Here is a 14,389-nt window from a genome sequence, read left to right as displayed (position 1 = left end):
TGCCGCCGGTCAGACCGCGAGGTAGGACGAGATGATCGACGCGATCTCGGATTGCGGGTCGCTCTCGGCCTGCGGCTCGCCTGTTCCGGTGCCGGCGTCTTCCGCCACGGGCTCGTCGCTCATGGTGAAGAAGGTGAAGCTCTGCGCGCCCGCGCCGCCGGCCTGCGGCAGGGCGTTGATCTGCGCCGAGGTCATGGCGGCGAGCTGGCCGGGCGTGAAGGCGGCGGCCTGCTCGCTGGAAAGGCCGGCGAGCGTTGCCGTGCTGAGGCCGGAAATCGCGCTCGAGCTCAGCGAGAGGATATCCTCGGTCGAGAAGGAGGCGAGGTCGTCGGCACCGAGGGCCGCGGCCTGCGTCGCCGTCAGGGCGCCGATCTGGTCGGACGAGAGCGCGCCGACCTGCTGCGGGCCGAGCGCCGACATCTGGCCATAGGTGAGGGCGGCGACCTGGGCCGTCGACAAAGCGGCAATCGAATCCGTGGACAGCGCACCGATCGTGCCGCTCGAAAGCCCGCGGATGGCTGCCGTGCCGATGGCCGCCAGCTCCTCGGCGGAGATGGTCTGCATCTGCGCGGAGGTGAGGCCGGCAATGCCCGGCAGGCTCAGCGCGGCGATCTGGGCAAGCGAGAAGGCCTCCACCTGCGCGGTGCTGAGCGCGGCGATCTGGGCGCTGCTGAGGCCGGAGATCGCGGCGGTGCCGAGGGCGGCGATCTCGCTCTCGGAGAGCGTCGCCATGTAGCCCGGCGGCAGGCCCTTGATCGCGCTGGCGCTGATGGCGGCGAGCTTGCCGGGCGAGAACGTGTCGAGCGCTTCGGTCGAAAGGCCGGAAAGGGCGGCCGAGCCGAGGGCCGCGATCTGGCTCGTGGTGAGAGCTTCGACCTGTTCCAGCGAAAGGCCCGCGGTCTGCGTGCCGGTGAGGCCGGCAACGCCGCTCGTGCTGAGCGCGGCGATCTGGGCGGGTGTCAGCGCGCTGACGTCGATGGCATCGAGGGCGGCCACCTGCTTCGAGTTGAGCGCGCCGAGCTGCTGGGTGGAGAGCCCGGCGACCTGCGCGGATGTCAGGGCGGCGACCTGGCTGGTGGTGAGCCCGCCGATCCCCGCGGCGCTGAGCGCGGCGATCTGGCTGGCCGAGAAGCCGGCGAGCACCGCCGGCGGCAGGCCGGCAATGGCGCTCGAACCGATCGCCGCCATGTCGGCCGTCGAGAACAGCGCGATATCGTCGGCATCGAACGCCGCGATCTGCTGCGATGTCAGGGCGCCGACCTGCGCGCTCGTCAGGGCCTCGACCTGGTCGGCGGTCAGCGCCCCGATCTGCGCGCTCGACAGGCCGGAAATGCCGGAGGGGCTGAAGGCGGCGATCTGCCCGGGGCCGAGCGCGGCGAGCATTGCCGTCGACAGGCCCGAAATGGCCCGCGAATTGATCGCGGCGAGATCGGCGGTCGAGAACAGTTCGAGGTCTTCGGCCTCGAGCGCCGCGATCTGGTGCGAGTTCAACGCGGCGACCTGCCTGCTGGTCAGGGCCTCGGCCTGGCTGCTGGACAACGCCGCGACCTGTGCGGTGGAGAGGGCGGCGATGCCGGCGGTGCCGAGGGCGGCGATCTGCTCGGGCGAGAGAACGGCGATGTCATCCGTGCCGAGCGCGCCGATCTGCGCCGAGCCGAAGGCGGCGAGCTGGGTCTTGGTCAGCGCTTCCAGCTGGCCGCTGTCGAGGGCGTTGACCTGCGCGGATGTCAGGCCCGCGCCGTTGAGCGCGGCGATCTGCCCCGTCGTCAGGGCGGCGATGGTTGCCGGCGACAGGCCGGAGACCGCGCCGGACGTGATCGCGGCCATCTCGGCGGTGGTGAAGGTCTCCATCGCGTCGGTGCTGAAGGCGGCGACCTGCGTGGAGCTCAGTGCGGCGATCTGGGCGCTGGACAGCGCCTCGGCCTGGCCGGTGGAAAACGCGGCGATCTGGTCGGTGGTGAGGCCGGAGACGCCGGCCGAGCCGAGGGCGGCGATCTGCGCCGGCGACAGGGCGGCGACATCGTCCGTGCCGAGCGCCGCAGTCTGCCTGGAGCCGAGGGCGGCGATCTGCGCCGTGGTGAGCGCACCGACCTGGTCGCTGGTGAGCGCGGCGATCTGGCTGCTCGTCAAGCCGGAGAGGCCGGCCGGGCTGAGGGCGGCGATCTGGCTCGTGGTCAGCGAGGCGAGCATGTCGGTCGAAAGGCCCGGCATGGCACCGGAATTGATCGCCGCCATGTCGGCGACGGAGAACGTGTCGAGGTCGTCGAGGCCGAGGGCGGCGACCTGGCGCGAGGTGAAGGCGGCGACCTGCTTGCTGGTGAGCGCTTCGGCCTGGGCGGTGGAGAGCGCCGCGATCTGGTCGGTGGAAAGGCCGGCAATGGCGGCCGTGCTGAGGGCGGCGACCTGTTCCGTCGAAAGCGCGGCGATATAGTCCGTGCCGAGCGTCGCGATCTGCCGGGCGTCGAGCGCCCGGACCTGGGCGGGCGACAGGGCGTCGAGCTGGGCGTTGGTAAGGGCCTGGATCTGGCGTGTCGCCAGGCCGCCGATGGCGGCGGTGGAGAGGGCGGAGACCTGCGCGGTGGAGAGGGCGGCGACCGCGGCCGACGAAAGTCCGGAGATGGCACCCGCGCCGATGGCGGCGATCTCGCGCGTCGAGAAGGTGGCGATGTCGTCGGTCCCGAGGGCGGCAAGCTGTGCCGAGTTCATCGCGCCGATCTGGGCGCTGGTGAGCGCCTCGGCCTGGGCGACGCTGAGCGCCTCGAACTGCCGCGCCGTCATGCCGCCGATGCCGGCTGCGCTCAGCGCGGCGATCTGGACGGTCGAAAGGGCTGCGAGCGTATCGGTGGCGATGCCGGCAATGGCGCCCGAACCGATGGCGGCGATGTCCCGGGTGGAGAAGGTCGCCAGGTCATCGGCCCCGAAGGCCGCGAGCTGGGCCGAGCTCAGCGCGGCGACCTGCTGGCTGGTCAGGGCCTCGGCCTGGGCGGTGGAAAGGGCCGCGAGCTGCTGGGCGCTCATCGCGCCGATGGCGGCGGTGCTGAAGGCGGCGATCTGCGCCGTCGAGAGCGCGGCAAGCGCTGCCGGCGAGAGACCCGCGACGGCGCTGGCGCTGATCATGCCGATATCCTTCGGCGAGAAGGTGGCGATGTCGTCAGTGCCGAGCTGGTGGATCTGGTCGGAGTTGAGGACGCCCACCTGGGCGCTTGTCAGCGCTTCGGCCTGCGCGGTGCTGAGGGTGGCGAGCTGCTGGGACGTAAAGCCCGCGATGCTGCCGGCATTGAGGGCGGCGATCTGCGCCGTGGTGAGCGCCGCGACCTTGTCGGTGCCGAGCGCGGCGATCTGCGCGGAGGAGAGGGCCGCCATCTGGCGGTTGTTGAGGGCGTTGATCTGTGCGGTGGTGAGCGCTGCGACCTGGCTTGCGGTCAGGCCGGAAATGCCGGTCCCGCTCAGGGCGTTGATCTGCGCGGTCGTCAAGGCGGCGATGTCGGCGGTGCTGAGGGCGCCGACCTGTCCGGCACTGAGCGCCGCGATATGCGCCGTCGTCAGGGCCGCGATCTGGTCGGATGACAGCGCTGCCATCTGGCCGGTGGTAAGGCCGCCGATGGCGGTCGGATTGAGGCTGGCGATCTGCGTGGTTGAAAGCGCCTCGATATCGTCGGAAAGGCCGCCGAGCTGCGCCGCGCTGAGGGCCCGGAGCTGTGCGGCGGAAAGCTGGCTCACCTGCTGGGAGGTCAGCGCGTCGAGCTGGCTGCTGGTGAAGCCGGTCATGCTGTTCGGGCTGAGGGCCGCGATCTGGTCGGAGGACAGGGCCGCGATGGCTGCTGCGCCAAGGCCGGAGATCGCCCGTAGGGGGAGGGCCGCGATCTGTGCGGTGGAAAGCGCACGGACGTCTTCCGCCTCCAGGGCACCGGCCTGCGCAGGGGTGAGGCTGGCGATCTGCGCGGTGGTGAACGCGGCGATCTGGGCGGACGAGAGGGTCTCGATCTGCCCGGCATTCATGCCGGCGATCGCATAGCGGTCGAGGGCGGCGATCTGGCTCGGCGAAAGGCTGGTCAGCACACCGGCATCAAGCCCCCCGATGGCCCTGCTGCTGATGGCCGCAAGGTCCGCGGTGGAGAAGGTCGCGATGTCTTCCGCGGTCAGCGTGGAAAGCTGGGAAAAGGTCATTGCCCTGATCTGCGCCGGGGTCAGAGCCTCGATCTGCTCCGTGCTCAGCGCGTCGATCTGGTCGGGCGTGAAGCCGGCGACGACGCTGGCGCCGAGGGCTGCGACCTGGCCGGTGGTCAGCAAGGCGAGGAATGCGGCGTCCATGCTGGCGAACTGCTTGGCGGTGAGACCGGCGATCTGGGCGGTGGAAAGCACGCCGACCTGCTCGTCCGAAAGCCCGGTAAAGGCATCGGAGGTGATGCCCTGCATGGCCTTGGCGTTGATCGCCGCCATGTCCTCGGCGGAGAAGGTGGCAAGATCGTCCGCGCCGAGGGCCGCGATCTGCTGGGCGCTGAGCACACGGACCTGTGCGGGCGAAAGCGCCTCGACCTGGTCGGGGGAGAGGGCGGCGATCTGCACGGATGTCAGGCTCGCGATGGCGTTCGTGCCGAGGGCGGCGATCTGGTCGGTGGAAAGGGCGGCGATGGCGTCGCTGCTGAGGCCCGCTATGGCCTTGGCGTTGATCGCCGCGATATGCGCCTCGGTGAGCACCGCCATGTCCTCGGAACCGAGCGCGGCGAGCTGCGCCACGCCCAGCGCGGCGATCTGGGTGGTGGACAGCGCCTCGATCTGCTCCGTGCCGAGGGCGCGGATCTGCGCGCCCGTCAGGCCGCCGAGCGCACCGCCGCTGAGGGCCGCGATCTGCTCGGTGGAAAGGCTTGCGATCGCCGCGGTGCTGAGGCCGGCCGCACCCCGGTTGCTGATGGCGGCCATGTCCTCGGTCGAGAAGGTCGCGACGGCGTCGGGCGCCAGCGCCGCGAGCTGGGCGGCGCTGAAATAGCGGACCTGGTTGGGGATGAAGGCCTCGACCTGCTCGGTGGTGAGCGCCGCAAGCTGCGCCGGCTTGAGGGCCGCGATCTGGGCCGTGGTGAGCGCCGCGATCTGCTCGGGCGAAAGGCTGGCGATGGCGCTACTGCTAAGGCCGGAAAGCGCGCCGACCGAAAGGGCGGCGATATCGGCGGTCGAGAAGGTTTCCAGGGCCTCGGGGCCGAGGGCGCCGACCTGCCGGGCGGTCAGCGCCTTGACCTGCGCGGCGGTGAGGGCCTCGGCCTGTGCGGCGTCGAGGGTGGCGATCTGCTGGGACGTGAGGCCGGGGATCGATTTCACGTTGAAGGCGGCGATCTGGTCGGTGGACAGGCTGGCGACGGTATCGGTGGTAAGGCCGGCCACCGCGCTTACCGAGAGGGCGGCGATGTCGGCGGTCGAGAAGACCGCGATGTCGTCGGCATCGAGGGCTGCGATCTGTGCCGCGGTGAGCGCCTTGGCCTGCAGCGGCGAGAACGCTTCGACCTGGTCGAGGTCGAGCGCGGCGATCTGGGCGGTCGTCAGGCCGGGGATGGCGCTGCTGTTGACGGCGGCGATCTGCAGCGTGGAGAACAGCGCGATGCCCGCGGCGCCGAGGGCGGTGATCTGCCGTGCCGACAGCGTATTGATCTGGCCGGTCGACAACGCCTCGATCTGCTCTTGCGAAAGCGCGGCGATGGCGGCGGTGTTGAGCCCCTTCAGCGCGGCGTTGTTGATGGCGGCAAGGCTGTCGCTGGAGAGCGCCGCGATGTCGTCGCCCCCAAGCGCTGCGATCTGCGCCATGTTCATCCCGCGCATCTGGGCGGGGGAGAAGAGCGCGATCTGGCCAGGGCTGAGGGCGTTGACCTGGGCCACCGTCAGGGCCTGGACGGCGACCGGGCTGAGCGCCTCGATCTGCTCGGCGGAGAGCGTGGTGATGATGCCGATGCCGAGGGCCGGGATCGCGCGGCTGGAGATTGCGGCGATGTCCTGGCTGGAGAAGGTGGCAAGGCCGGTCGATCCCATCGCGGTGAGCTGCTGGCCGCTCAGCGCGCGCACCTGCGCCGGGGTCAGCGCTTCCATCTGCGCCGTGCTCATGGCCTGGATCTGCGTCGGCTTGAGGCCCGTCAGGGCGCTGGTGCTGAGCGCGGTGATCTGGGGCTCGCTGAAGGCGGCGATCGCGGCCGCGCTGAGTGCGGCGATCTGTGCCGGCTTGAGGAGGGTGACCTGCGCCGGGGTCAGTGCTTCGATCTGCTCCGGGGTCAGTGCGGCCGTCTGTGCGGGCGTGAAGCCGGCGACGGCGAGCGGCGTCAGCGCGCCGACCTGTTCGGGGGAAAGGGCGGCGATGGCCGCGGTACCGAGGCGCTGCACGGCCTTGTAGCTGATGGCCGCCATGTCCTCGGTGGAAAAGGTCGCAAGATCCTCCGGGTCGAGGGCGGCGAGTTGGGCCGCGCTCAGCATGCGGACCTGCGAGGCCGTCAGCGCCTCCGCCTGGTCCGACGACAGGCCTTTCACCTGGGTCGCGGTGAGGGCGCCGACCTGGGAGGGCGTCAGATTCTGGATGGCGTATTTGTCGAGCGCGCCGAGCTGGTCGAGCGACAGGCCGATGATGGCGCTTTGTGAAATGGCGCTCAACTGCCGGGTGTTGAGAACCTCGATGTCCTCCACTTCCAGTGCGGCAAGCTGCCTGGATGAAAAGGCGTTGAGCTGGCTGGTGGAAAGCGAGGCGACGTCCTCCGTCGTCCAGGCCGAAATCGCCGAAGCGGATAACTGCTTGATCTGGGCGATGCTCAGGGAGGGTACGATCGACGTCATGGATAAAGTCCTGAAATATGGAATCGAAAGAACAGCAAACGCACCATTCTGCTGAATTTCGATACAGCGACGAGCTTGCCTGAACCTGTACCTGAAGGTTGCCCGCCCGAAGGCTGGAATTCCCGCGGGTTGCGCGGTTTTTCCGCGGGTGGCAGGCGAAGGAGCGAGCCTCCGCCGCGCGCGGTTCTACAGGGAGGCGTAGAGCACGGGCATGAGGCCGGCGCAGGCCTTGAACCGCGCCCAGGATTTGTGTTCCGGGTGGGTCCAGCCGGTTTCGGCGACGGCCGAAAGGCGGGGAAAGACGAGGCGATCGAAGACGGCGCGGTCGAGCATAGGCTCGGACCAGATGCAGGCCTGCACGCCGAGCAGCTTCGCCTTCTGCGCCGCGCTCCAGCCGGCGACGGGATCGAAGGCATAGGTCATCTCGGGCGTCGAGGCGCCGGCCCAGCTTGCCCCCGGCTCGTCCCAGTCGGCCGTATGCGCCATGTCGAGATAATAGGCCTGGCCGGGGCAGACGACCATGGTGTAGCCCTCGCCGGCAAGCGCCGCGGAGGCCGCAACGTCCCGCCAGCCGCAGAGATAGGCCTTGTCCTTGTCGATGACGTTGCCGTGTGCGGCTTCCTGCCAGCCGCCGGTGACGCAGCCCTGCGCGGCGAGGAATGCCTGGACGCGCTTGAGGAAGACCGCCTGCAGCGCCGCCGCGCCGGAGCCCTCGATGGCGTCGGCGCCGTGCGTGTTGGTGATCACGTTGAGCCGCTTCGCATGGGCTTCGGCCGCGTCCTTGCCGGCGATTTCGGACAGTTTTTCGAGCGCCTCCGGCGAGCCGGACCAGGCGCCGAGCGGGACTTCGTCGGCGCCGATATGGATGGTGCGGAAGGGAAACAGCGCGATCAGTTCGGCAAGGATCGTCTCCACCACACGGTAGGTCGCCTCGCGTGCCGGGTTGAGGCAATTGTCGGCAAACCCCTGGACCGAATGATAGCTGCCCCGCTCCTGCGGATCGCGCAGTTCGGGAATGGCCATTTGCAGGGCGTGGCAGTGGCCGGGCATGTCGATTTCCGGCACGATCTCGATGCCGAAATCGCGGGCCTGCCGGACGATGTCACGGATGGCGGCCTTGCTGTAGTAGCCGCCGCTCCGTTCCGCGCCGGAGCCCAGGAGGGGCGGAATGGCAAGGCCCTCGCCGCGCCAGGCGCCGATCTCCGTCAGCGCCGGATAGGCATCGATCTCGACCCGCCAGGCCTCGTCGTCGCAGAGGTGCCAGTGGAAGCGGTTGAGCTTGTTCCAGGCGAGGATCGCGAGCAGCCGCCGGATTTCCGCCGCGCCGTAGAACCGGCGCGCCACGTCGAGATGCAGCCCGCGCCAGCCCATCGCCGGCGCATCGGCGATCCGCCCCTCCGTGGGAAAGCCGTAGGCGTGCGGAAAATGGTGCGCGCCGCGCCAGATCTGGCCGAGCGTGACGAGCCCGTAGAAGAAGCCGGCCTGCCCGCAGGCGCGGATGGAGACGGAATCGGGCGTGAAGACGAGTTCATGGGCCTCGGCCGCAAGATCCTCGCTGACATGGAAATATACCGGCAGCCCGCCTTCCTCGGCGGGCCGCACGATGCCCTCGACGGCGAAAAGCGCCTCGGCCAGCCGCCGGAACGCCTCCGTTGCCCCCCTTGCCGCGGCGTCCTCCGCAAGGAGCGTCAGGCCGGCAGGGGCGGGGCCGAGGCGGGTGAGCGCGACATGGTTCGGCCAGGGGATGATCGAAACCGGTGCCGGCGGGTTGGTGGGCACGGGGCAGGGTTCCACGCCCCGCTTCGGCGCTGTATTGTCGCCCATGCGCCTCGTTGGCGTGGTGGCGACCCTGCGCGTGCTGCCATCGGGAAAGAGGAGATAGGCGCCCCGCGCGCCGTCCGTCCAGTGCCGGAACGGCCAGCTCAGGCCGTGGATGGTGACGGTCCAGCTTGCGCCGGGGGCAAGGTCCAGCCCGTCCGGCGGCAGCAGTTCGGTGAAGGTGGAAAGCCGTCGGCCGATACGGCCGCCCTCGGCGGTCGCCGTGGCATCGACCTGGCAGGGGCCGCTGAAGCACAGGCGAAAATCGCAGAAGGGGGCCGTCCCGTCGTTGCGCAGTGTGAGCCTGTAGGCCATCGGATGCGCGTCCGTGGCCGGGATCCAGACGGTTTCGAGCGTGGGGACGTGAAGGTCCTGCATCGGCATGGCGGCTATCCCTGGACGGCCAGCATGCCGGCATAGATGCCGGGCGCCGATCCGGGGATCGGCATGGCGCCGACTGTCTTCTCGTAGAAGGCAGAGGGGCCGACATCGCCGATGATCGCATAGCCGTAGCCCATCGCCTTCAGATCGAAGAGGCAGGCGAGCAGCAGGGCGTGGCCGATGCCGAGCCCGCGCGATTGCGCTTCCACCCCCGTTGGCCCGAAGAAGCCGCGGGCGATCGATTCATGGCAGGCGAAGCCGACGAGCCGGCGCGCGCGCGTCGCGATGAAGACGGTGGGCGGCTGGCGCGTCAGCGCGATCGCGGTCTCGCTGGCCCAGCCATTGCCGAACGTGTCCGCCACCCAGTCGGTGACGAGCCGGGCTTCCGGGGCAAGCGCCCTGCGGATCGTCACGCCGGCCTCCGCCATCCGGGCATCGAGCGCTGCGTCGGGGGAAAGACGCGAGAGATTGACGAGATAATCCAAGACCGGCCCTCCGGTTCGATGCTCCGCATACCAGATTGGTAGTCAATCGCCGCGATTCAGGCAAACCGCCAAATTCCGCACGACCGGCGGTGATAGATATTCCCTATCAAGCCATTCGAACTGGCCTCTTGATCAATCCTGACGAATGGCAAATACCTGACCTATGGATACTCGTTTTATCGGAAAGAAATCCTCCGCGGCCGGTGGCTGGGGGGCCTTGAAGAGCTGTGGCAAAAGGCTTCTGGAGAGCGGCACGCCGCTGTCGGGCGCCATGACCATGCTGAAGGCGAACCAGCCGGACGGGTTCGATTGCCCGGGCTGCGCCTGGGGGGACCCCGAGCACGGCTCCTCCTTCGAATTCTGCGAGAACGGCGTGAAGGCGGTTGCCTGGGAGGCGACGGAAAAGCGCGCCTCGCCCGCCTTCTTCGCCGCGCATACCGTCTCGGAGCTGCGCGAGCTGAGCGACTACGAGCTGGAGCTCCATGGCCGTCTCACCCATCCGATGCGCTATGACGCGGCGAGCGACCGCTACCTGCCCGTCGCCTGGGACGATGCTTTCAGGGAAATCGGCAACATCCTGAAGAGCCTCGACAATCCCGACCGCGCCGAATTCTACACGTCCGGCCGCGCCAGCAACGAGGCGGCCTATCTCTACCAGCTCTTCGTGCGCCTCTACGGCACGAACAATTTTCCCGATTGCTCGAACATGTGCCACGAGGCGAGCGGCGTTGCGCTGCGCCAGGCGATCGGCGTCGGCAAGGGCACGGTGCTGCTCGAGGACTTCGAGGCGGCGGATGCGATCTTCGTGATCGGCCAGAACCCCGGCACCAACCACCCGCGCATGCTGGGCGACCTGCGCCGGGCGGCATTGCGCGGCGCGCGCATCGTCGTCTTCAATCCGATCCGCGAGCGCGGCCTGGAGCGGTTCTCCGACCCGCAGGACAAGATCGAGATGCTGCGCGGCGGCTCGACCGACATTGCCAGCCACTATTTCCAGCCGCAGCTCGGCGGCGACATGGCGGCCGTGCGCGGCATGGCGAAGGCGGTGCTCGCGGCGGAGGATGCGGCGGTCGCGGCGGGCCTGCCGCCGGTGCTCGACCATGCCTTCCTTGCCGAACATTGCGTGGATTTCGCCGCCTACCGTGCCGCGGTCGAGGCGACCGGCTGGGCCGAGATCGAGGACCAGTCCGGCCTGACGCGGGCCGAGATCGAGCGCGCGGCGGCGGTCTACATGCAGGCCGAGCGCGTCATCTGCACCTGGGCGATGGGCGTGACGCAGCATGTGCATTCCGTCGCGACGATCCGCGAGATCGCCAGCTTCATGTTCCTGCGCGGCAATATCGGCCGGCCGGGGGCGGGCCTCTGCCCGGTGCGCGGCCATTCCAACGTGCAGGGCGACCGCACGGTCGGCATCAACGAGAAGCCGTCGAAAGCCTTTCTCGATGCGCTGGAGCGCGAGTTCGGCTTTTCCCCGCCGCGCAGGCATGGGCACAATGTACTGTCGGCCATCGGCGCCATGCTGGACGGCTCGGCGGAAGCCTTCATCGGCCTCGGCGGCAATTTCGCCCGCGCGACGCCGGACAGCGCGCTGGTGGAAACGGCGCTGCGCCGCCTCAAGCTGACGGTGAACATCGCCACGAAGCCCAACCACTCGCACCTGATGCCGGGGGAGGTGTCCTTCATCCTGCCCTGCCTCGGCCGTACGGAGATGGACCTTGCGCCCAACGGCAATTCGCAGCTGATCAGCGTCGAGGATTCGATGAGCATGGTGCATGGCTCGGCCGGCATCAACCGGCCCGCCTCGCCGCACCTGCGGTCGGAAGTGGCGATCATCGCCGGCATCGCCGAGGCGACGGTCGGCAGCGGCATCGTCAGCTGGAACGCGCTTGCGGAAGACTACGACCGCATCCGCGACCATATCGAGGCGACCATTCCGGGCTTTGCGGATTACAACACGCGGCTGCGCAAGCCGCGCGGCTTCCTCCTGCGCAATGCGGCCGCGCACCGGGAATGGGATACGCCGGCCGGCAAGGCCTCCTTCTTCTCCGGCCCGCTGCCGGAGGAGACCGTGCACCAGCGGGCGCGCAAGGCCGGCGGGCGTTTCGCGCTGCAGACGTTCCGCTCGCACGACCAGTACAACACGACGGTCTACGGCCTCGATGACCGCTACCGCGGCGTCTACGGCGAACGGCAGGTCATCTTCATCCATCCCGAGGACCTGAAGGCGATGGAGGCGGAGGCCGGCGACCGGGTGGACGTCGTCGGCGCGCATGACGACGGAATCGAGCGCGTGGCGCGCGACTTCCGTTTCGTGCCCTACGATGTCCCGCGCGGCAGCATTGCCGGCTACTATCCGGAGCTGAATGTGCTGGTGCCGCTTTCCAGCGCCGGCGAGCAAAGCGACACGCCGACCTCCAAGTCGATCATGGTCTCGTTCCGCAAGCGCGAGGCCGCGTGAGCGGCGAAACGGAGGAGGCCGGGATTTTCCTGGAACTTGTCGCACGGTTGCAAAGCGAGGATCCGCGGCTGACGGGCATCCAGGCCGCGCTCGTCGCGGCGGTGCGCACGGGCGTCGCAAGCGACAGCCGCACCTTCGCCCGCCGCCTCGGCCTTGCCCATGCCCTCGTGCTGCGGGAGTTGAACGCGTTGGCAGAGCAAGGCGCGATCCGCATCGACGGCCGGGACGCGCGCACGATGCGCACCCGCTACTCCCTCGCCTCGTAGGGCAAGCACCCCTGAAGACCCTCTCTGCCCGGGCGCCTATTTGACGGCGATGGGCTGGAAGTCGGCAGCGAATTTTTCAGCGTTCCTGACGGCCTTGCCGCCGAGCTTTTCGCCGAGCGTCGCCACCATCTCGCCCGCCCGCTCGACGCCGTTGGCCTTTGCCAGCATGAACCAGTTGAGCGCCTGCCCGGCATCCTTCTTGAGGCCGATACCGTCGAGATAGAGCGTGGCAAGCCGGAACTGCGCCTCGTTGTAGCCCTGCCGGGCGGCCTTCGATATCCACTGCGCGCCCGTGGCGGGGTCCTTCTTCAGGGCGCTGCCGTCGAGATAGAGGTCGCCGAGCCGGAGCTCGGCATAGATATGGCCCATCTCGGCCGCGCCCGTCAGCAGGATCTCCGCCTGGGCGACGTCCTTCGGCACGGCCTTGCCTTCGAGGTAATAGGCCGAAAGCTTCTCCATGGCCGGCGCGAATCCCTGCTTGGCCGCGCGCCAGAGCCAGTAGGCCGCCTTCTGCGGATCGGCCGTCACGCCGAGGCCGTTCTCGTAGATCAGGGCGAGGTTGAACTCGGCAAAGACGTTCTTCTTCGCCGCCCCCAGCACATACCAGTAGCGGGCTTCCGTCAGGTTCTTCTCGATGCCGCGGCCGTCGCGATAGACGTCGCCCAGCGAGCGGTAGGCGATGGGAAAGCCGGCGCTGGCGCCGGTGCGGTAGATTTCCCGCGCCTCGTCATGCCGGCCGGCGGCATCGATGGCGCGGCCGTAGTTCATCAGGATGCGCAGGCTGTCGGGAAACTGCTTCAGTGCCGTCATGCAGGCCGGGACCGCGGTCTCCGGCCTGATCTGCTTGAAATAGACGCCGACCGCGGGATCCGCGATCTCCTGCACATGGCCGGCCTCGCGGTCGCAATCGGTGATCTCGGGGTAGAGCGGGTTCTGGGCGAATTCCTCGTAGTTCGCCGTCACGCGGCCGGAGATCGCCGGCACGGTCTCGTCGGAGCCCTTCGTCGCATCTTCCAGCCGCAACCGGGCGAGCTTGGCGAACACGCCCTCGGGGAATTTTTCGAGATAGCCGCGATACTGGTCGGCGGTGCCGTTCGCCTGGATGCCGTTCCACATCAGGAGGTCCTCGGCGGCATTGATGCTGCGGTCGACCGGCAGGGCCGCCACCTCCTGTTCCTTCTCCTCCTTCGGCCTGTTCGCCTCGGCCAGCGCCTCGACGCGCATTTCGGCGATGTCGGCGAAGAGGCCTTGCGGGAAGGAAGCAAGGTAGGACCGGTAGCTTTCTGTCGTGTCGCCATCCGAGGCGGCCTGCCAGGCTTCCGCATCCTTCGTCGCTTCCGCGGAGAATTTCGGCACTTCCGGCAGGGCGTCGGTGAAGAAGAAGTCCTTGGTCAGCGAGGAATTGTCCCACGGCACCTGCTCGCCGCCGGTCTCCTCGACCACCCGCTCGCGCACCCGCTTGAAGACCTGCTCGATGGGCAGGCCCGGCGCGGTGATGAAGTCGGCAAGCGCCCGCGTGAAGGGGCTGTTGCCCTTCGTGCCGTCCGTCGCGACCTTTCCCGGCGCGGTGGCGAAGGCGATGAAGGTGCCGAGCGGGCCGGTGGCGCGCGCAAGGCCGCGCGAGGCGCCGTCATTGGCCGCCGCACCGGCCGAACGGTTCGTTTCCAGGGGGTTGTTGCGGCAGGCATCGACGATGAACACGGCGATGCGCGGGCGCGCACGCTCGATCTGCTCGGTGATCATCTTCAGGCTGAAGGCTTCGAGCGGCAGGTCGGAGGAGGAGGTGAGCTGGCTGTCCGTCGGGATCAGGTAGTTCTCGTCGGCGAACTGGATGCCGTGGCCGGCATAATAGACGACGACATTGGTGTCCGGCGTCAGCGCCTCGGCCAGGCTCTTCATCGCGCGGACCATCTGCTGGCGGTCGCCGTCGATGACCGAGACGATCTTGAAGCCCGCCGCGGAGAGCGCCTTCTCCATCAGCTTCGCATCGCTCTGCGCATTGGGCAGGTGCGGCAGGTCGGCATATTTGCCGTTGCCGATCACCAGCGCGACGCGATTGTTGCCGGCGGCAAGCGCCGCGGCTGTCATCGACAGAAGAAGCGCGAGAAAGAGAAACAATCTTTGCATGAGCATCGCCACCCCATGAAGATCCCGGCGGGACGCTAGCATAGTCCCGC

General features: G+C 68.8%; 6 protein-coding genes. 2 read left to right on the top strand and 4 right to left on the bottom strand.

The window, feature by feature from the left end; genetic code table 11:
* Positions 1-9 precede the first annotated feature (9 nt).
* From AABF56_RS24140 to AABF56_RS24130, 3 genes are all read right to left on the bottom strand, one after another.
* On the bottom strand, positions 10-6,804 hold the full coding sequence (locus AABF56_RS24140; RefSeq protein WP_272807875.1) for a beta strand repeat-containing protein: 6,795 nt from the start codon (positions 6,802-6,804) through the stop codon (positions 10-12).
* Between the two features lie 186 nt (positions 6,805-6,990).
* Complete coding sequence (locus AABF56_RS24135) at positions 6,991-9,006, bottom strand: beta-N-acetylhexosaminidase (RefSeq protein ID WP_272807876.1); 2,016 nt, start codon at positions 9,004-9,006, stop codon at positions 6,991-6,993.
* Between the two features lie 5 nt (positions 9,007-9,011).
* The gene (locus AABF56_RS24130; RefSeq protein ID WP_272807877.1) at positions 9,012-9,488 is read right to left on the bottom strand and encodes a GNAT family N-acetyltransferase; all 477 of its coding nucleotides are present in this window, start codon (positions 9,486-9,488) and stop codon (positions 9,012-9,014) included.
* Between the two features lie 163 nt (positions 9,489-9,651).
* Between AABF56_RS24130 and AABF56_RS24125 the strand changes: the two genes are divergently transcribed.
* Positions 9,652-11,946: an FdhF/YdeP family oxidoreductase gene (locus tag AABF56_RS24125; protein WP_272807878.1), complete on the top strand. Its 2,295-nt coding sequence runs from the start codon at positions 9,652-9,654 to the stop codon at positions 11,944-11,946.
* Positions 11,943-12,212, top strand: coding sequence for a hypothetical protein (locus tag AABF56_RS24120; RefSeq protein WP_272807879.1), 270 nt, complete (start codon positions 11,943-11,945; stop codon positions 12,210-12,212). Before AABF56_RS24125 ends, AABF56_RS24120 begins: the two co-directional genes overlap by 4 nt.
* Before the next feature lie 36 nt (positions 12,213-12,248).
* Here AABF56_RS24120 and AABF56_RS24115 read toward each other — a convergent pair whose 3' ends face one another.
* Positions 12,249-14,339 carry a caspase family protein gene (locus AABF56_RS24115; protein WP_272807880.1) on the bottom strand — a complete coding sequence of 697 codons (2,091 nt, stop codon included), beginning with the start codon at positions 14,337-14,339 and terminating at the stop codon, positions 12,249-12,251.
* Between the last annotated feature and the right edge of the window lie 50 nt (positions 14,340-14,389).

It is taken from the genome of Shinella sp. WSC3-e, from assembly GCF_945994535.1.
GTDB lineage: Bacteria > Pseudomonadota > Alphaproteobacteria > Rhizobiales > Rhizobiaceae > Shinella > Shinella yambaruensis.
Note: the sequence above shows the minus strand (reverse complement) of the source record. Positions and strands in the feature narration are given on the sequence as shown.